The sequence below is a fragment of the Streptomyces sp. NPDC049577 genome (genome assembly GCF_040675635.1).
In the GTDB taxonomy this organism is placed as follows: Bacteria; Actinomycetota; Actinomycetes; order Streptomycetales; family Streptomycetaceae; genus Streptomyces.
Genome location: NZ_JBFAPH010000109.1, coordinates 1 through 18,085, shown reverse-complemented (window position 1 = coordinate 18,085; position 18,085 = coordinate 1). Strand labels below are relative to the sequence as shown.

17 protein-coding genes and 3 pseudogenes are annotated in these 18,085 nt (G+C 68.3%); 15 read left to right on the top strand and 5 right to left on the bottom strand.

The features are described 5' to 3' along the window. The 7 genes and pseudogenes from AB0K09_RS14805 to AB0K09_RS14775 form a co-directional block, all read left to right on the top strand. Window positions 1–1,049 (top strand): GAF domain-containing sensor histidine kinase (locus AB0K09_RS14805; RefSeq protein ID WP_366065740.1); only part of this gene is annotated, 1,049 nt, incomplete at its 5' end. Beyond that, on the top strand, window positions 1,039–1,716 hold the full coding sequence (locus AB0K09_RS14800) for a response regulator transcription factor (RefSeq protein ID WP_366065739.1): 678 nt from the start codon (window positions 1,039–1,041) through the stop codon (window positions 1,714–1,716). The genes AB0K09_RS14805 and AB0K09_RS14800, both read left to right, overlap by 11 nt. Before the next feature lie 85 nt (window positions 1,717–1,801). Continuing rightward, a complete protein-coding gene (locus AB0K09_RS14795; RefSeq protein ID WP_366065738.1) occupies window positions 1,802–1,975 on the top strand; it encodes a hypothetical protein in 174 nt (57 codons plus the stop codon). A gap of 32 nt (window positions 1,976–2,007) precedes the next feature. Continuing rightward, window positions 2,008–2,547, top strand: a pseudogene (locus tag AB0K09_RS14790) (winged helix-turn-helix domain-containing protein). Beyond that, on the top strand, window positions 2,544–3,107 hold the full coding sequence (locus AB0K09_RS14785) for a transposase (protein WP_366065742.1): 564 nt from the start codon (window positions 2,544–2,546) through the stop codon (window positions 3,105–3,107). The pseudogene AB0K09_RS14790 and the gene AB0K09_RS14785 overlap by 4 nt, the downstream one beginning before the upstream one ends. 740 nt (window positions 3,108–3,847) lie before the next feature. Next, window positions 3,848–4,213 carry a hypothetical protein gene (locus AB0K09_RS14780; RefSeq protein ID WP_366065737.1) on the top strand — a complete coding sequence of 122 codons (366 nt, stop codon included), beginning with the start codon at window positions 3,848–3,850 and terminating at the stop codon, window positions 4,211–4,213. 162 nt (window positions 4,214–4,375) lie between these two features. Then, a complete protein-coding gene (locus tag AB0K09_RS14775; protein ID WP_366065736.1) occupies window positions 4,376–5,518 on the top strand; it encodes a hypothetical protein in 1,143 nt (380 codons plus the stop codon). Between the two features lie 475 nt (window positions 5,519–5,993). On the opposite strand, the gene AB0K09_RS14770 is transcribed toward AB0K09_RS14775, so the two are convergent. Next, a complete protein-coding gene (locus AB0K09_RS14770) occupies window positions 5,994–6,689 on the bottom strand; it encodes a hypothetical protein (RefSeq protein WP_366065735.1) in 696 nt (231 codons plus the stop codon). Between the two features lie 799 nt (window positions 6,690–7,488). Here AB0K09_RS14770 and AB0K09_RS14765 point away from each other — a divergent pair. Together AB0K09_RS14765 and AB0K09_RS14760 are read left to right on the top strand one after the other, a co-directional pair. Beyond that, window positions 7,489–8,259: a hypothetical protein gene (locus tag AB0K09_RS14765; RefSeq protein ID WP_366065733.1), complete on the top strand. Its 771-nt coding sequence runs from the start codon at window positions 7,489–7,491 to the stop codon at window positions 8,257–8,259. 581 nt (window positions 8,260–8,840) lie between these two features. Further along, a pseudogene (locus AB0K09_RS14760) lies at window positions 8,841–9,050 on the top strand (transposase); the annotation flags it as partial. Here AB0K09_RS14760 and AB0K09_RS14755 read toward each other — a convergent pair. Beyond that, window positions 9,022–9,465: a hypothetical protein gene (locus AB0K09_RS14755; protein ID WP_366065732.1), complete on the bottom strand. Its 444-nt coding sequence runs from the start codon at window positions 9,463–9,465 to the stop codon at window positions 9,022–9,024. The pseudogene AB0K09_RS14760 and the gene AB0K09_RS14755 sit on opposite strands and share 29 nt — an antisense overlap. A 424-nt stretch (window positions 9,466–9,889) precedes the next feature. On the opposite strand from AB0K09_RS14755, the gene AB0K09_RS14750 reads away from it, so the two are divergent. After that, window positions 9,890–10,390 (top strand): GNAT family N-acetyltransferase, encoded by a 501-nt coding sequence (locus tag AB0K09_RS14750; RefSeq protein WP_366065731.1) that lies wholly within the window; start codon window positions 9,890–9,892, stop codon window positions 10,388–10,390. Window positions 10,391–10,444: 54 nt separating this feature from the next. Further along, complete coding sequence (locus AB0K09_RS14745) at window positions 10,445–11,014, top strand: histidine phosphatase family protein (RefSeq protein ID WP_366065730.1); 570 nt, start codon at window positions 10,445–10,447, stop codon at window positions 11,012–11,014. 43 nt (window positions 11,015–11,057) lie between these two features. Here AB0K09_RS14745 and AB0K09_RS14740 read toward each other — a convergent pair. Then, a pseudogene (locus AB0K09_RS14740) lies at window positions 11,058–11,210 on the bottom strand (transposase); the annotation flags it as partial. Between the two features lie 661 nt (window positions 11,211–11,871). After that, window positions 11,872–12,510 carry a multicopper oxidase domain-containing protein gene (locus tag AB0K09_RS14735; protein WP_366065729.1) on the bottom strand — a complete coding sequence of 213 codons (639 nt, stop codon included), beginning with the start codon at window positions 12,508–12,510 and terminating at the stop codon, window positions 11,872–11,874. 66 nt (window positions 12,511–12,576) lie between these two features. Between AB0K09_RS14735 and AB0K09_RS14730 the strand changes: the two genes are divergently transcribed. From AB0K09_RS14730 to AB0K09_RS14720, 3 genes are all read left to right on the top strand, one after another. Then, window positions 12,577–12,723 carry a winged helix-turn-helix domain-containing protein gene (locus AB0K09_RS14730; protein WP_366065741.1) on the top strand — a complete coding sequence of 49 codons (147 nt, stop codon included), beginning with the start codon at window positions 12,577–12,579 and terminating at the stop codon, window positions 12,721–12,723. Between the two features lie 574 nt (window positions 12,724–13,297). Further along, window positions 13,298–14,488 (top strand): serine hydrolase domain-containing protein, encoded by a 1,191-nt coding sequence (locus tag AB0K09_RS14725; RefSeq protein ID WP_366065728.1) that lies wholly within the window; start codon window positions 13,298–13,300, stop codon window positions 14,486–14,488. A gap of 367 nt (window positions 14,489–14,855) precedes the next feature. After that, window positions 14,856–16,289: an RNB domain-containing ribonuclease gene (locus tag AB0K09_RS14720; RefSeq protein WP_366065727.1), complete on the top strand. Its 1,434-nt coding sequence runs from the start codon at window positions 14,856–14,858 to the stop codon at window positions 16,287–16,289. 63 nt (window positions 16,290–16,352) lie between these two features. Here AB0K09_RS14720 and AB0K09_RS14715 read toward each other — a convergent pair whose 3' ends face one another. After that, window positions 16,353–17,312, bottom strand: coding sequence for a winged helix-turn-helix domain-containing protein (locus AB0K09_RS14715; RefSeq protein ID WP_366065726.1), 960 nt, complete (start codon window positions 17,310–17,312; stop codon window positions 16,353–16,355). Window positions 17,313–17,501: 189 nt separating this feature from the next. Here AB0K09_RS14715 and AB0K09_RS14710 point away from each other — a divergent pair, with 189 nt between their 5' ends. Beyond that, a complete protein-coding gene (locus AB0K09_RS14710) occupies window positions 17,502–17,903 on the top strand; it encodes a hypothetical protein (RefSeq protein ID WP_366065725.1) in 402 nt (133 codons plus the stop codon). Window positions 17,904–18,085: the final 182 nt, after the last annotated feature.

Sequence of the window (18,085 nt, the reverse complement as noted above, 5' to 3'; positions counted from 1 at the left end):
GCCTCACCAGCTTCGAACTGCTCGTGCAGTTCGGCACCGTCCTCGAACACGCCTACGACCTCAACCGGCTGGCCCCCCAGCTCGCCGCCGGCTTGCAGGAGGGCCTGGGCCTGCGCTGGGCCCGGGTCCGGCTCGGCGGCGACGGGCTGCCCGCCCATCTGGGCGCCGCCGGCGGGCAGCCCGGCCCCGACGAACACCCCGCCGGCAGCTTCCCCCTGTGGTACGGCAGCGACGTCCTCGGCCTCATCGAGTACGGGCCCAAGACCGAGGGCCGGTTCACGCCCGAGGACCACGACGTCGTCGAGACCCTCGCCCGCCAGGCCGCGCTCGCCGTCCACAACGCCCGCCTGGCCTCCGAGCTGTCCACCCGCGTCGACGAGGTCCAGCGCCAGGCCGGCCAGCTCGACGCCTCCCGCGCGCGGATCCTCAGCGCCCAGGACAGCGAGCGCCGCCGCATCGAGCGTCGGCTGCACGACGGCATCCAGCAGGACCTCGTCGCCCTTGTCGCCAAGCTCCGGCTCGCCCGCAACCGGCTCGGCCGCGGCGGCGACATCGACGCGGTCCTCACCGAGGTCCAGGACGACGCCTACCGGGTCATCGACGAGCTCCGCGAGGTCGCCCACGGCATCCACCCTCCGGTCCTCACCGACCAGGGGCTGGTGGCGGCCGTCACCTCCCGGGCCCGCCGCATGCCCATCCCGGTGACCGTGCACGTCGAGGAGTCCCTCGACCGGGTGCGTTTCGCCCTGGACATCGAGGAGTCCGCCTTCTACCTGGTCTCGGAGGCGCTCACCAATGTCCTCAAACACGCGGACGCCAGCCGGGTCGTCATCCACATGACCCGCTCCGACGGCTGGTTGCAGGTGGAGGTCGCCGACAACGGCATCGGCTTCCCCACCGAGACCACTCACGGCTCGGGGCTGACCGGAATGCGCGACAGAATCGAGGCCGTCGGCGGGGACCTGCTCATCACCAGCAGCTCCGGCGGCGGCACCATCATCCGCTCGCGGCTCGCGGAGCGGGTACGGGAGGACGCCTGTGACCGGTGAACCCATGCGCGTCGTCATCGCCGAGGACCACTACCTCGTCCGTGAGGGCACCCGCCGGCTGCTGGAGGACACCGGTCACGTGGAGGTCGTCTCGGCGGTCGGCACCGCCGGTGAACTCCTCGACTCCGTCGAACGGCTGCGCCCCGAGGCGGTCATCGCGGACATCCGCATGCCGCCCACCCACCACACCGAGGGCATCGCCGCCGCCCACGCCATCCGCGCCGGTCACCCCGGCATCGGCGTGGTCATGCTCTCCCAGCACGCGGACGAGAACTACGCCTTCGACCTCTTCCAGCGGGGCACGGACGGCCTGGCGTATCTGCTGAAGGAGCGCATCGGCGAACTGGACGAACTGCTGAGAGCGTTGCGGGAGGTGGCGGCGGGTCGCTCGGTCGTCGACCCCCGCATCGTGGAGGTGCTGATGGGCAGCCATACGCGGGCCGCGAACGCGCCGCTGGCGTGCCTGACCCGGCGGGAGCTGGACGTCCTGCGGCACATGGCGGAGGGCAAGACGAACCGGGCCATCGCCCGGGCGCTCACCCTCTCCGAGTCCACCATCGAGAAGCACGTCAACTCCACCTTCGGCAAGCTGGGCCTGGCGGAGGAGAGCCAGCTGCACCGCCGGGTGAGCGCGGTCCTGGCGTATCTGCGGCACGCGCCGCGGTGAGGGACGCGGCCCGGGCGGGGCCGGTGGGCGGCCCGTGGCGAGCGCGTTACGGGCACATGAGGATACGTGCAAGCACGGTGTGGGTTTGTCTGCTGGGTGGCGCGAGCTGACCTGCCTGCCCGCCTCCATGAACAACGTAAAGCTCGGTGACCGCTTCACCCGCATGTCCCGCGACGTGCGCGACGTCCCCGAGCAGGACGTCACCGTCGACGTTGCGATCCGCGACGGCATGATAGAGCCTGAACTCGTGGTGTCGTAGTGGCTGACAGGTCTCGCGGTACGACGTCAGGTATGCGGTACGCGCAGGGTGGCGGGCTGACTGACGAGCGGCGGGAATTCCGTGAAGAGCTCCGGCTCCGGGCGGCCGAGCGGTTCGCCCGGGGGGAGAAGAGTTCGGTGATCGCGAAGGACTTACGGGTTCATGTGCGGTCGGTGGAACGGTGACGGAGGAGTTGGCGGGACGGTGGTCGGAGGGCCTTGCGGTCCAGGGGGCCGGCCTCGCTGCCGAGGCTGGACGAGACCCGGTTCGCCGTGCTGGAACGGGAACTGGCCAGGGGGCCGGTGGCACATGGGTGGCCCGACCAGCGATGGAGACTGTCGCGGGTCAAGACCGTGATCGGGCGCCGGTTCCGCATGACCTACACGATTCAGGGTGTGCGAAAGCTCCTGGTCCGCAATGGGTTCTCCTGCCAGGTGCCTGCCCGGCGGGCGGTCGAGCGGGACGAGGAAGCTATCGCCGGGTGGGTGAAGGAGTCGTGGCCGCTGGTGGAAGCACCGCGGCGGCGATCGGGGCCTACCTCGTGTTCGAGGACGAGGCCGGCTTTGCGATGACGCCGCCGACCGCCCGTACATGGGCCCGGCGCGGGCACACGCCCGTGATCCGGGTGAGGGGCCGCACCACCCGGTGCCTGTCCGTGGCGGCGCTGGCCTGCTACAAAACTGGCGAACGGTCTCGCCTGGTCTATCGGCCCCGCCGTCACAGCAGCAGGAAAGGCGCCCGAAAGAGCTTCGCCTGGACCGACTACCGCGACCTGCTGTGCGCAGCCCATAAACAGCTTGGCGCCCCGATCGTCCTGGTGTGGGACAACCTGGGCACACACGTGTGCAAGGAGATGCGGGAGTTCATCGACGGCCAGGACTGGTTCACCGTCTGCCAGCTCCCCGCCTATGCGCCCGAGCTCAACCCGGTCGAAGGCGTCTGGGCGCTGCTGCGGCGCGGTTTCACCGCCAACGTCGCCTTCACCAGCCCGGACCACCTCATCCGCACCGTGCGGCACGGCCTCCGCAAGGTCCAGTACTGCCCCGCCCTCCTCGACGGCTGCCTCGCCGAGACCAGGCTGAGCCATGTCCCCGAACCACGCGCTACGACACCACAAGTTGAGGCTCAGTGATCCGATCTCCCCACCCTGGCCGGTGGTGGGCCCGGGCGCCGGGGCAAGGGGTGGGTGGTGATCCGAAGTGTCGGAGCGGATCGGGAACGTCACGTTCGAGCGTTTCGAGGAGCTCGTCGCCCAGGTCACCCGGGCCCAGTTCGCATGAGGGGGCATGGCCCTGGAGAGCGAGCCGATGCGGCCAGGGCGCGGATCGATGCCCACCGGCCGCACGACCTGTCCACCGTAGAGGAATCACTGGTGTGGTTCCTGGGAGCCTGCCGTTGGTCTGAGGGGGCACCCCTCACGGGTGGCCGATGGCTGCCTCCTTGACATGGGTCCCTCACAAGAACTGTGTCTCCTGGCTGGGCGGGCAGGGAAACGGCGGGAGCCGGCGGGCGGCAGGGAAGGTGACCTGCTGAAATCGGTGGAGAGAGCTGGCCCGCGGCGGCTGCGGCGGCTGTGGTCACGACTTGGTTGCACTCTGCCGGCGGTCTCGGGAAACACCCGATCGAAGGGGTTTGAGGCCGCTGCTCAGCCGGTTCGGCGCAGGTGAACAGCAGCGTGTGTGCCCCTGGCGTTCGAGGGTGCGATTGCCTTGGAATATCGGACGGTCGGACCATTTGACCGGCCTGCCCAGCGCCGGTATCACGGCGTCTGTCCGGGCGCCTTCTGAGCCCGTTCCTCCAGCCGCCGAGGCCCCCACGGGCCTTTCCCCCTGACGCGCGAATGCGCGCCATCGTGTTTCAAGGAGATGTCTCATGGTTTTTGCCCGACGCCGTCTCGCCGCCGCCGTGGTGACCGCCGTCGCCTCCGTGACCCTGCTGGGTCAGGCGCCCGCGGCTGTCGCCGACGACCATGACCGCGGCCGTGGTCTGCGTGATCTGCCGGTGATGGTGGTCTCCCCGGCCCCGGGCAAGATCACCAAGGAGCACAAGGTCACCGACACCTACCAGTACGACCAGAAGGCGTCCGGCAGCAGCTCCTCGGACGGTTCCTCCTCGCAGCCCCCGGCCCCGTCGGCACCCGAGCCGGGCCCGGTGACCAGTGCCAAGGACGCGGTCAACTCCACCGCTGCGTCCGCCACCTCCGGCCTGGGGGCCACGGCCGACTCCGCACTGAAGTAGGCCCGGCTCGCTCCGCCCTGGGCCGGCGCGAAGCAGGCGGGCACGCGGTCGTGACCCGCCGCCGCGACTACCCCTCCTCGCGGTCTTGGGGCCCCGTCTGCCGGGCGGCGTCTGCAGAAGGCGATCCCTCCATACGATGTCGGAAATTTTCAGGAGTACCGGATGGACCATGACATCAGCACCTCCCAGGCGGCAGCCGGCGGCGTGCGTACGGGCCGGCGGCCGAAGCGGTGGCTGGCGCTGCTGTCCACCGCAGTGGCCGGCAGCATGCTCGCCGGCGGCAGCCCTGCCCCGGCCTACGCCGCGCCCAAGCACGGCAGGCGAGTGTTCACCGCCACTCCCGCCACCGACCCCACCGCCCCCGGGCTGCTGCCGCTCAAGGGGGTTGACACCTACACCATCACGGCCTGGGGCGCCGGTGGTGGAGGTGGCCTGGGGGCTGGTGGCGGTGGCGGGGGCGGAGGCGGAGGCGGCCTGCCGAATGGTGGCAGCTACGAAGGTGGCGGCGGCGCCGGGGGTTCCGGTGGCGGCGGTGGCGGCGGAGGCGGTGGGGGCGCCTCCGGCGACTTCGTCAAGTGCAAAATCACTTTGACGCAGGGCCAGCGTGCGGCTGTCATCGTGGGGATCCGCGGGTTCGGGGCGAGAGCCCAATCGGAAAAGGGCGGTTACGGCTACGGCGGCGCGGCCGGCGGCTACAAGGGCGACAACGGAGGTGCCGGCCGCCCGCATCAGAACCGGGCCTGGTCCGGCGGGAGCAGCGGCATCGCGATCGGTAAGAACTGGATCGTCAGGGCCGGCGGGGGCCGGGCCGGCACGGACGGAGCCCAGGGCCCCGAGGGCTACGGCGGCGAAGGCGGTTCGAGTGAGCAGACACAGTCGCACGGTGCCGTCGAGGGCGGCGCGGGCGGTCAGCTCGCCGCGAACGGGCCCCAGTGCACCGGCACACTCCTGGACAGCGCCCGGGGCACCGCCGGAACCGCGGGCGGTCGCGGTGGACAGGCACGGCCGGGTGGTGGCAACAGGGACACCGGTGGCACGGGAGACTCGGGCAGCCGTGGAGGCACCGGCAGCGAGGGAGCCAAGGGCGGCTCCAAAGGTATCGGAGGAGCAGGAATCAACCGCGAGGGCATCCTCGCCGGCGCCGGAGGTGACGGTGGTGCCGGAACCGCAGGCGGCAGCGGAGGAAGGGGCGGGAATGGTGGCGGCATCAAGAACACGGGCTCCCGCGGCGAAGACGGCAAGGCCGGCATGAAGGGAAACAGCGGCCTGGAAGGCCAACCCGGCACCGTCATCATCGAATGGTGACCAGCCACATCACGCACACAGCACCGCAGAACATCGCCCGGCCCGAGAGGCCGTATGACAAGTTCGTCGGCGCGCGGGATCTGTACTGACGGATTCGCCCACTGAGAGGGCCAGGGAGCGGCGACGCTCGTCTTTCAGACGACCGTCGCCATCAGGCTCCGGCTGCCAGGTGGTCCTGCTGGCCACCGTGGCAGCCTGGGTCCTCTCAGCCTGCCCTTGAGCGAGGGGCGCAGGACTGTCCTCCCCGAGCAGGACAGCGAGGACGGTGACCACGGTGCCCAACTGAGTCCGGAGCGGTCCACTCGTTCCGGATGTCGGTGAGCCCGCACCGGAGCCTGATCACAGACTCACCGGACCACACCCTGCGCGTACCGCATACCTGACGTCGTACCGCGAGGACCAAGGCCTGTCAGCCCACTACGACACCACGAGTTCAGGCTCAGTAACGATGAAGCACCCTTCCGCGGCCTGCCGACTACGTTGTGGGATCTACTGGAATTCCCGCAGGCGATTGGGCGGGGGCGGGATCGTTCTCGGCCCCCCAATGCACCGACTGAATCGCATCGTCCATGTCCCCGAGGTCATTCACGTCCCAGCGGTAATTCTTGAGGGCATCCCGGTATGCGATACCAAGCGGTGCTTGAATGCGTATCGGCCCCGGCAATTCCACTCGCTTGGCTCTGATGACCGACCTTCCCTCCCCGACATCGAAGTCTGTATCGCGATAGACGGTGACTGATGCTTCAGGTGCGCCCAGCAGGAGAAGCGAACTCGCCTGGTCGTTAAAGTCGGAGAACTCTTCCAGATCTCTGGCGACTCCAACGATCAAGTTGACTTCGGGTACGGACGATATGCAATCGATGACCACTTCCAGGGGATTTAGCAGGTCGCCGAGCCCGGGGGTCCAGCCCAGCATCCCGGCAAGGTTGAGCACCGAATGTTTGAACCCATTCAAGGCGGCGATCAGGTCCCCCAGCGTCTTCAGTGGCGTCCCGGGCCGAAGGACAACGATCAAGATCCCGCCGTCGTGTCCTGCGTAAGGCGACAGTTTGTCGTGTCTACTCAAGAGGAAGACGCTCGGGAACGTCACCGGGGGAAGCTCTACCGGAATGCTGAAGGTCCTGCCCAGGCTTGCAGGCGGGAGTCCCGGAAGATTCACGGTAATGGTCACTCGTACATCCACCCGGTAATTGACTGGTGTCGTCGGCCCTGTGTCTTCCGTGAAGTCCGGCAACAGAAGGAGGTCGACGCTCAGGTCGGGCGGACGGGCGCCGAATGGCGCCTGGGGGTCCAGTCTCGGGGTCAGTCGGAACTGGTAGTCTCCCGCCCGCTGCCCGTTTCTCACTACGTTGTAAGTTGCTCGGACGTCAACGAGACCCGTGAGGTCAATAGCACCCTTGACGGCTCCGCTCTGGACGGTCGTCAGTCCTGGAAGAGATCCCGAGAGGCCAGCATTGTCCTCCGGACCCCACGGATTGTGTTGAGCATCAGAAACAAGACTGGACAGCTGACTCAGTGATGGCAGAGTGTTGGGAAAACCGGGTAGCACTTCTATATGCATTGGCTGCCCCGGCTGCGGGGCCTCGCCATCCGTAACCACTCGGGTCAAGTTCAGTAGAGATTCCGCGAGGGACGTCGCGTCGGGTGGCGCGCTGGTCATGCTGGCACCTCCTATTCACCGGCCTTCTCTTCCAGCAAACGCCCGTCGCACTGTGGGTGCATCTTGGCTCCGCAGCGCGAGTTCCCGCCGCACGACATCCTCCGCCACAGGCGGCACATTGCAGCAGCGAGCATCCGCGTGGCGATCTGTGCGGGTGATTCCGTAACTGGCGTGTGCGCGCCCGTCACCGGGTGACGAAGGCCGCAGGTGCGGGTCGGCACCGGCACGACGACGCCGGCCCGCTGCCCTTCCCCCGGGCCGGTGAAGGGTGCAAGGCTCGGGCCCGCACCGTCATCGTCAACCGTGGAGCATGAGCGTGGAGCGGCAGCAGCTGAAGCGCGTCATACGCACACCGTGGACCGCCGGCACAGCCGCCGCGGTCATCACCGCCGCAGCAGCATGGTGGCTGGGCGAGCAGCACCACGACGCTCACCGCGACGACGCGGCGGTCCTCGGCGACGTCCTCGTGAGCCGGGACGGCCGGACGCTGACCACCACGGCCAGATGGGCCCCCTGCCAGACCAAACGCCCCCAGCTCCAGGCCCGCGAGTCCACGGACACCGTGACCGTGGCCCTCAGGGAAACAACCGCAGACCTGCGACACCAGTGCGCAAGCACGGACCAGCAGGTCTCCGCCACCCTCACCGAACCCCTGGGACAACGCAGGCTCGTCGACGCCGGCACCGGCACCACCATCACGTCCTTCGACGCCGCCGAGCTCGTCGGCCCCCACTACCTGCCTCAGGGCTACGCCCAGACCAACGAGATCTACGACGAACCGTCGCCCGAACGCTGCGCCCCGTCACCGTTCAACCGGACAGACACACCCGCATGGACGCGGTTCTACCGGAAGGGCTCCGCGCGACCCTCCCTGGCCATCGCGCAAGTAGCCAAGGCCGCGCCGGACGAGACCCGTAACGCTTCAACCTCGGTCGACGGCCACCCTGCCCATCTGCGTGAACAAGCCTCCTCCCGCTGCCTGACCTGGCACAACGGCAAATACAGCATGACTGTGCTCAGCCAAGATCCGCCGCTGCCGACAGCCGAACTGCTACGAATCGCCAACCAGCTCAGCCGCTGACGGCAGGAACGTTGCGGTCGCCCTGCGAGCGGCAGCCCAGCGGATTCCTGGCCGCCGGGGCTCGGCGACTGCCATGGACCGAGCACCGCGCCCCGCTGATCAGCACGGGTGGCTCTCGCCCCGATGACTGTGTGCCGCAGCGCTCCACCGCGCCGAGTCCCGGCCCGCGGTCGAGCGGAGGACCCCGAGATCCCGGAGCTGATGCTCGCCGCCCCTGGCCGGAAGGGCTGTCGAGGCCAAGTGGGACGGCCTGCGATGCGCTCTCCTACGCGGCAGCACCTCGGTACAGCTGGTTTCCCGCCGTCGCACTCCGCTCGGCCGCGCGTTCCCCGACATCGTCGCCGCGGCCGAGCGGGATCTCCCTCAACGGGTCGGAGTGGCCGGTAGCCCGCATGAGGTCCGGGTACGAGGCACCGTTCTCTGAATGCACGCGACTCACCGGACACGCCCACAGATGGCCGTTTGTGAGAATCGGCCGTCATTCCTGCCGGCCCGTCGGATCGTGGCGGCCCAGCAGGCACATCGCACGTCAGTCCACTGGAGGCCAGCACGCTATTTTTCTGCGGGCCCCAAGACATTCAGCGGAGAGAGGCATTCGCCACCGCATCGCCCGTAAGGGCATTGAGTCTTCCATACGGCTGGGCCGCCACCGCTGGGTCGTGGAAAGGACGGTGTCCTGGCTCGCCGGCTGCCGCCGCCTGCACCGCCGCTACGAGCGCACGGCCGAGCGCTTCCCCGCCTTCGTCGGCATAGCCGCAGCCCTCATCGGTTACCGTCGCCCTGCGCGGTGAAGTCGCTACGAGGCGATGGAGTGGGTTCGGTCCCAGCTGTTCCGCGTCGCAGCAGGGTGATGACCCGACGCAGCCATCCCCTGCGCGGCTTGCTGTCCCTCTCGATCAAGAACCGCGCTGTCTGCAGCGGGTCACGTATGGGCTGACCTGCCTGGTGGCGGCGCCAGTAGCAGGCCACCCTCCGCTCCAAATCGCCCTGGTCCACGCTGCCGGTCCTGGCCAGAACGACCGATCCCTCCGGGCCTTCGGGGGCAGTCAACGCCAACACACCACCGTCCGGTGAGTACGCCGCTGTGTACTCACCCTCATCGACGTCAATCGCCTCAATCCAGTTCGTAGCGTGGACGAAGGATTCGAAGACGAGCAGTTCCTCGTCACGATCGAAGATGAGCACGGTGTCGGGAGAAGGTTCCATACGGATCACTGTGGCAGTCCCGTTCGTCGTGGTGCCACCAAGATAAGCGGTGTCTTACTGAGTGTTTCGTCCTGTCTGGCGGCAGTTGATGCCGGTTTCCCGGAGTCAACCGGCTGGGCCTGGGGAGAGAGGTGAGCCAGTTGGCCGGCCGAGTGGTTCGGGACGAGTGTTTGGCCCGGCCTTCTCCTGTCTGATACCAAAACCTCCCGGCCCGGCACCGTTTATGCGGCTGGGCAGGTCAGCGCGCTGGCGGTACTTCAGATACATGACCGCACACCGCGGCTACCCGAGTGATCTCTCCGACGAACGCTGGGCACTCATCGATCACTGACCAGTGCTGTGACCGCATGGTTCACCGGTTTGGCACGACGATCGGGCGTTATCCCGTTGCTGTTGCTTCCACCAGTACGGCAGTGTCTGCGCCATGCATGAACTGCGCACCTTGGAATCAGACGACTGGCCGGTCTGGAGGGAACTGCGGCAGGCAGCCCTGGCGGAGGCGCCCTACGCGTTCGGGTCGACGCTTGCCCAGTGGCAGGGAGCTGGCGATCGTGAAGACCGCTGGCGTGCCCGTCTGGAGATTCCCGGTGCACACAATGTCGTCGCGGTAGCTGACGGTCGTCCTGCGGGGATGGCCAGCGGCGTTCCGGTTGAGGAGGCAGGGGACAGCGTTGAGCTGATCTCGATGTGGGTCAGTCCCGCGGCCCGGGGCAGAGGGGTCGGCGACTGCCTGATCCGGGAGATTGCACGGTGGGCTGCGGAGCGGGGTGCCAAGTCTCTGCGTTTGTCTGTGATGCCGGACAACAAGAGGGCTGCCGCTCTCTACGAGCGCCACGGGTTCACGGACACCGGTATACCGGGTGACCTCCTGCCTGATGGCACGGGCCGGGAACGGGTCATGGCCAAGGACCTGACGAACAGCTAGTACCGCGTCAGGAAACGTTTGCCCTGTGTGCGGTGTGAGATATGTTCCTCGGCCATGGGCGAGTTGATATTGATCAGGCACGGCGAGACCGCGTGGAGTCGGACCGGCCAGCATGCTGGCCGCACTGACTTGCCGCTGACCGAGGCGGGGGAGGCCACGGCGCGTGCGCTGGCGCCTCGACTGGCCGGACGGGAGTTCGTCGCCGTCTACAGCAGTCCGCTGACTCGCGCCGTGCGGACGGCCGAGCTGGCCGGGCTGAGCGGTGCGGAAACCGACGCCGACCTGATCGAGTGGAACTACGGCCGCTACGAGGGGCTGACTGCCGAGCAGATCCAGGAGCTCAAGCCCGGCTGGGAGCTGTGGCGTGACGGCGTGGACGCAGGCGAGGACCTCGGGCACGTGACCGTGCGGGTCGACGCGTTCCTTGGCCGGGTCCGGCCGCTGCTGGACAAGGGTGACGTGGCCGTCGTCTCGCACGGCCATCTGTCACGCATCCTCACCGCGCGCTGGCTCGGGCTCGACGCGTCGGGCGCGCGACAGTTCGGGCACCCGCATCCGGGGACGATCAACACGCTGGGTTACGAGCACGGGCTGCCCGTCGTGCTCGGGTGGAACGTGCCGTAGTGGCGACTGTCCACGTCCCGTCCGAGATGTACCTACTGCCGCATCAAGCGACGTTCGCCCTGTTCACGACCTCGCGGAGGCGTTCGTCGGCGGCGTGCTTGTTCTGCCAGATGATGTAGCGGCGGATCATGCTTCCCTGTTCTTTGTGGCTGGCGTGGTCGGTGCCGTCGAGAGCGAAGTGGCGCAGGGCGGTGAACGGGCTGGTGAACGTCACCTCGGCGATCTTTCCCACGGACATGCCCTGCGCGGATGACAGCATCATCTGCGCCCGTCGCCAGGTCGCTACCGAGCCGGTACCCCTGTGGATGATCCGCAGCAGACGCCCGCCCTCATCGTCATCAATCTCCCGGACCTGCACGCGTTCCGCCACGTGATCATTTTGGCCGTCCGATACCACCCGGCGCAGCACTCCAGCGATACAGCACCATAGGGCGAACGTTGCTAGATGCGGCACTAGTGCTGTGACCGGGAAGGTCTACCGGGTTGTAAGAGGCGGCAGCGTTCGCGGAAATCCGTTTCGGCGGTCGCTGCGGTGCCTCTACTGTGGCGCGGTGACGACTGAGGTGATCGTTCAAAATCGCCCACGATCAGCGTGAGCATCCCGGTCACTGGTCACACCAGCCCTTTGACCTGCGACTTCAAGATGGCGAATGCTCACTGCTGCGGGCTCTGCTCGTCCTCACGCAAGCCGAGGTCTCCCGGTGACGGATGACCACCAGGAAGCGATCAAGACCCTGATGGGCAACGGGCCCTCAAACACCCTTCACACCAGTCCGCTTGACCTGCCACTTTCAAGATAGAACTGCCTCAATGAGCAAGAGGACAGGACCGATGCTGAGGCACCGCAGCGCTTCACATCACTTGACGATCTCCATCACCGCCATCATGCCCGCGTCCTCGTGGTTGAGGATGTGACAGTGCAGGACGCTCTTGCCCGTATAGGTGTTGAAGCGGATCCGGATGACGAGCTGTCCCTTGGCGGGAACGCTCGCGGTGTCCTGCAGGCCATGGCCCTGGTGTGGACGGCCGTTGATGCTCATCAACTGGAACTTGTTGACGTGCACGTGGAAGGAGTGTTCCTCGTTGCTGTCGTTGCGTACGGTCCACTCCTCGATCGTGTTGAGCTTGGGCTGGATGTCCACCCGGTTGGGGTCGAACTGTTTGCCGTTGATGTAGTACTTGCTCCCGTCGGCGTTCTCGGAGAACACGATGGTGCGCCGCGCGGCGATCGGGTCGTGGCTGAAGTCCAGTCTCGGGGCGAAGGACGAGGTCGGCAGCGGTGCCGGCCGCGCTGAGGGGCCCTCGGAGTCCAGGGTGGCCAAGGTCGCCTGTGGGAAGGAGTTGCCGCCCGGACCGGTGCTGTAGGCGAGTGTCTGGAGCTGGGTTCGGCCCTGCGGACCGCCGTGGACCAGCATGTCGAAGCGGGTGCCGGCCGCCATAAGGAGGGAGTCGGCCGTCCAGATGCGGTCGGAGGGAGTGCCGTCGTGGGCGATCACATGGACTGCTGCCCCTGGAGGTGGACGTTGTAGTAGATGCGAATCCGGCCCAGTAGACCAGCCAGGCTGTTCCACATCTCGTACACGGTCGAGGGCACCTGGCAGCTGCTGAAGCGGCACGGCTGGTCGTGGCGGCAGCCCGCCCGGCGAGCCATCGAACGAGACGACTGCTGCGGGACCGCGACTTTGGGCAGGTGCCGATGGCCGGCATGAACTGCTGCAGGCCTGGCGAGCTTTCCCCGGCTGATCTACGCGGTCCGGGAGTAGCGGGGCCGCAAGGACGCACCGAAACACTTCGGCCGGCGGGACTTCCGAGACCTGATCGTCCGAGCCCGCACCCAGCACGGCGGCCCGGGTCGTTATCCTCGTGCGGCCCAACGCGGTCCAAGAGGCGACGGCCGAAGGCCGCTCCGTCATCGAGCACCGTGACCGCCTCTTCGGCCACGCCGAAGCGATGACATCTCTCAGGAGGCCTCGGTCGCTGTCTTCTGTGCCTGACGGGCCCTGTTCCGCATGGTGCGCACGCGGGATGCTGACCGGCATGACATTCGGATCCCAACGCGTCGGCGTACACGGACCGTCCCGAACGAGCCCCGCTCACCGTCGACGCCGTCTCCGACTCCTGGCGGCGTCCTCAGCGGCCGCCGTCGGGCTGGTCGTCGCAGTCGCCTCGCCAGGCCAGGCCGTCGCCCGACCGGCCGCGACTCCGATCGCCGCACCGGCCGACGCCACGTCCACCGCCTTGAACGGCGGCACCGAGGCACAGCGAAGTGCCCAGCTGAGGCAGTTGGCACGGAAGCTGGTGGCTGCCGGGGCGCCGGGCGTGATCGTGCGGGTGGACGACGGCGGGGGCCGAGCGGTTGAGTTCGCCGAACAGGCCCCGTGGACCACGAAGGACCACCGGCTCGGGGCGGCGGACGAGTTCCGGATGGGCTCCAACACCAAGACCATGATGGCCACCCTCGTGCTGCAACTGGTCGGTGAGGACAAACTCGCCCTCACCGACCCGGTGGACAAGTGGCTGCCGGGCCACGTACCGAACGGGCACGCGATCACCCTGCGGATGCTGCTGAACCACACCAGCGGCCTGTTCGACTACACCGAGGACACCACGCTCTGGCCGTCGATCCTGGGCAAGGACCACAGGGCGTGGACATCGGCGCAGCTGCTCGCCGTCGGTGTGAAGCACGATCCGCTCTTCGCGCCGGGCACCAAGTGGTCGTACAGCAACACCAACTACGCAGCCGTCGGCGCCGTCCTCGAGAAGGTGACCGGCAAGAGCCTGGCCGGCCTGGTGCGTGACCGGATCGCCCGGCCACTCGGCCTGAAGCACACCTCCTTCGCTACCGGCTCCGCCTGGCGCGGCCCGCACGCCCGCGGCTACGAACCCGATGCGACCCACATGCCGCCGGGAGTGCCGGCCGATGCCAGGGACTACGCCGGGACGCACCGCGCCGGTCATGTGGACGTCTCCGACAACAGCCCCTCCTGGGCCGGGGCGGCCGGCGCGGTCGTCTCCACCGCCCGCGACTGGGACCGGTTCTACACCGCGTTGATGTCCGGCAAGCTGCTTCCCGCCGCGCAGCTGGCACAGATGCGCACGACCGTGCCGACAGTCCCGGGACGGCCGGACGCGCCCGGCTACGGGCTGGGCATCTTCACCGCCGCGACCCCGTGCGGCACGGTATGGGCCCACGAGGGCGGCATCCCCGGATACCTGAGCATCAACGCCACCGACCCCACCGGCAACCGCACGGCGAGCGTCCTCGTTTCCACCGAGGCCTACAGCGAGTATCCAGGCGCTTTCCCTCGGGAGATCGCCAAAGCCGACCAGGAGCTCAAGATCGCCACGATTTGCGCCATGCTCGACCAGCCGGCACCGCCGGTCGTGGGCCGTCCGACGACCTCCTGGCCGTCGTGGAGGCGGGCCCAGGTTTTCGGCGTCGGGGTCCGCTCGCGTACGGCGCCCTCGGCGTAGCCGCCGGGGGCTGGGTCGCGTGGCTGGTGCGGGTGTGCGCCGCCGCTCACGGCTACCTCCAGGCCGTCGTCCGCCCCTGGATTTCTGGTCACCCCTGACCACTTCACCCCCGCGATACAGAACGTACATTCGATGACGTGTCTTGGATGTCCTTGATCACTCTGCCCGGCCGGGTGTGACCGAGCGCGATAGGGGGCGCTTGAGCGCGATGGTTGGCGGCTGAGCGGGATCGTTGGCCGGCAGGGTAGCGGGTGGATCCTCGTGATCAGGTGCTTCTCCGCAACCTTCCTCCCCACCCTGACCCGCTCACCGCGCCGGTTCGTGGCCGCCGCCCTACGCTCGGGGTATGAGACGCCGCCCGATGCACATGTCTGACGAGGCTCTGGACACCCTGCGCGCCGCGCTGGTGGAACTTCGGACGGAGCTGAAGGTTCCCCTCGCCTTCCCCAAGCGCGTACTCAAAGCGGCCGACAAGGCCGCGGCCGAGCCGAACCTGCCCGACAAGGACGCCAGGCACCTGCCGTTCTTCACGATCGACCCGCCGACCTCGAAGGACCTCGACCAGGCCATGCACCTGGAGCGGCGGCCCGGCGGCGGCTACCGCGTGTACTACGCGATCGCGGACGTGGCGGCCTTCGTCAGGCCCGGCAGCCCGCTGGACGTCGAGGCGCACGACCGGATCGAGACGCTGTACTTCCCCGACCTCAAGGTGCCCCTGCACCCACCCGTCCTCTCCGAGGGCGCGGCCAGCCTGCTGCCGAACCAGGACCGCCCCGCCCTGCTGTGGCAGCACGACCTCGACGCCTACGGCAACCTGACCGACTCGTCCGTGAGCCGGGCCATGGTCCGCAGCCGGACTCGGCTCGACTACGCGGCTGCCCAGCAGGCCATCGAGAACGGCACGGCTGAGGAGTCCCTCGCCCTGCTGCGTGAGATCGGCAAGCTGCGGGAGGCCGTCGAGATCGCGCGCGGCGGCATCTCGGTGAACCTGCCGGACCAGGAGGTCACCCTCGAAGACGGATCGTTCCGGCTGAGCTACGTGGCGACGCTTCCGGTGGAGGGCTGGAACGAGCAGGTCTCCCTCATGACCGGCATGTCCGCGGCCCAGATCATGCTCGACACCGGTACCGGGATCCTGCGGACCCAGAAGGAGCAGGCCGACCAGAACGTGGTCAAGCGCTTGCACGACATCGCGAAGGCCCTGGGAATCGTCTGGCCGCCCGGTATCTCGTACGCAACACTGGCCCGCAAGCTCGATCCCGGCCAGCAGACCCACATGGCCTTCCTCAGCGAGGCCACCAGCACGATGCTCAAGGCGGAGTACACCGTCTTCCGCGACAACCAGAAGCCGGCGTACACCATGCACGCGGCGATCGCGGCCCCGTACACGCATTGCACGGCTCCGCTGCGGCGCCTGGTCGACCGGTACACCGGTGAGCTGTGCGTGGCGGCGTGCTCGGACAAGGCCCCGCCGAACTGGGTGCTCGACGCCCTGTACTGCATCCCGTGCGACACGGCACGGGGAAAGAGCGGCCTGGCGGACCGGCAGATCGTGGACCTGGCCGAGGCCGCGGTGCTCATGCACCGCGTGGGCGAGGTGTTCGACGCCGCGGTTGTCGACACCGACGCCGAGCGGGGCAAGCCGCGCGAGGGCAAGGTGTTCCTGGCCGACCCCGCCGTGCTGGCCAAGGTCGAGTCGACCAACGGCCTGGACCTCCAGCTGGGATCCAGCGTCAGGGCCACGCTCAAAAGGGCTGACCCCTCCGCGGACGGGGACAAGGTCCTCTTCACCGTGCCCTAGAGCCGCCCGCGTTCCCCGCAAGCGCGCGCCCGCCAGGTGCCCGGCCGCACTGGCGTACGGCGTTCAGCATCGTTGATAGCGGACGTGCAGGGAGTGACGGGTGCGCTGGACGAGGTTGGCGCGGTACAGGATCTGCAGGTGGTAGGAGACGGTCGAGGGGCTGAGATGCAGCCGGCCGGCGAGGTCCCCGGTGGTACTCGGTTCGCCGAGCTCGGCAAGGATGCGGCTGCGGGTGTCGCCGATGAGCTCGCCGGTGAGCGGGGCGGGGGCGCCGGCGGACACCGGGTAGACGAGGACCGGGACGCGGCGATGCGGTGCCCCGTCGAGCTCGTCGGCGCAGATGGACACCCGGCGGGTGAACGGGCTGGGGACGAAGACCACCGCGTCGGTGTCGATCTTCATGTCCTGGGCCGTCACGGCCAGTGACAGGTCGAGGCCGCCGTCGCGCCAGTGCAGGTTCGGGCCGAGCTGGTCGAAGGCGCTGATCGCACCATGCCGGGCAATTGCCATGCAGCGGGCCGCGACGTCGCTGTGCAGGCCGGGCTCGATTCGTGGCCACTGAGGCGCCAGCACGTCGCGCCAGAATATGGCGAGTTGGTCGGCGGCGCGCTCGGCAAGCCGGCTCTCCCCCTGCTGGATGGCCTTCCGCAGGAGCCCGGCACGTCGGTCGGCCCGGCGCGGGTCCCAGGCATGGCCGCCGAGCGCACTGGTCACCTCGTAGCGGACCCGCTCGGCCGGGGTGGTGGCGACCCGGTGCAGTTCGGCCTCCAGGGCGGGTTCGAAGACAAGCGGTACCGGCCGCACGAAATCGGGCGCGTACCCGTACGGCCCGCCGCCGCCCAGCACCGCGAGCAGCCCGAGCCCGCGCTCGCGCAGTGCTTCCCGGGTCCGGGCCGACCAGGCCGCGTCGACCGACCGCGGGTCGGACGCCAGCCTGTGCAACAGGTTGGCGGCCACGATCAGCGGCGAGACCGCGAACCGCGCCCGTCCCAGCCCTTCCGGCCCCAGCTCGATACGGATCACGTGCTCCCCTGTTGATCGTCTTCGAACCTGATCGAATCACTCGCCGTGCGGGCTGCCGGTCCTGAGAATCGATATGTGCGGGCGCCGAATCGCCCGCGAAACGTCAAGGTGACCAGTGCCGGCCCGAGTCGGCAAGGCCGCCGCACCACTTTCCATTCGGCAGTACAACACAAGGAGTACTGATCAACCATGCCTCGTAACTGGAAGAGACTCGGCGCGCTGACGCTCGCAGGTTGCTGCGCCACGGTCGGCCTCGCGGTGGGCACCGCCCAGGCGCAGGAGATACTGCCCGGCGCCCCCTTCACGCAACAGTTGTCGTACAACGACGACGGCAGGACCGGCCAGTACCAGTTCACCGCGAGCAACTGGGACAGTCGCTACCAGCGCTTCCAGCAGTCGATCGTGTGGGTCAGCGGTCAGGACGGCGGCAAGGACAGGGTCCAGTGCTACCGGGGCGACGGCTCCGCGAACTGGTACGAGTCCTCGATCATCGCGCGCAACGGCACGAACCCGTCGCACTACGACTGCACCAACAACGGCACCTACAACCGCGGTTTCGACCACGCGGCCGTCGACCTCAGCAACTGGTGACGATGAGCGAGTGAACACCCGCCCTGGCGTGCGCCGCATGACGGCACGCGCCGGGGCAACCACATGAGCCGGAAGGCGAGGACGAGGCGATGCTGAGCAAACGCAGGGCGGCTTTGTCGATAGGGGTGGCCGCGGGCATCGTCTCGGCGGTTGCGGCAGGGCTCTCCTGTTTCCCGTCGGAC

Coding starts and splice junctions, on each gene's coding strand:
- AB0K09_RS14785 (WP_366065742.1), top strand. CDS start 2,544: ATGACGCCGCCGACCGCCCGTACATGGGCCCGGCGCGGGCACACGCCC.
- AB0K09_RS14780 (WP_366065737.1), top strand. CDS start 3,848: ATGGTTTTTGCCCGACGCCGTCTCGCCGCCGCCGTGGTGACCGCCGTC.
- AB0K09_RS14775 (WP_366065736.1), top strand. CDS start 4,376: ATGGACCATGACATCAGCACCTCCCAGGCGGCAGCCGGCGGCGTGCGT.
- AB0K09_RS14765 (WP_366065733.1), top strand. CDS start 7,489: ATGAGCGTGGAGCGGCAGCAGCTGAAGCGCGTCATACGCACACCGTGG.
- AB0K09_RS14755 (WP_366065732.1), bottom strand. CDS start 9,465: ATGGAACCTTCTCCCGACACCGTGCTCATCTTCGATCGTGACGAGGAA.
- AB0K09_RS14750 (WP_366065731.1), top strand. CDS start 9,890: ATGCATGAACTGCGCACCTTGGAATCAGACGACTGGCCGGTCTGGAGG.
- AB0K09_RS14745 (WP_366065730.1), top strand. CDS start 10,445: ATGGGCGAGTTGATATTGATCAGGCACGGCGAGACCGCGTGGAGTCGG.
- AB0K09_RS14720 (WP_366065727.1), top strand. CDS start 14,856: ATGTCTGACGAGGCTCTGGACACCCTGCGCGCCGCGCTGGTGGAACTT.
- AB0K09_RS14710 (WP_366065725.1), top strand. CDS start 17,502: ATGCCTCGTAACTGGAAGAGACTCGGCGCGCTGACGCTCGCAGGTTGC.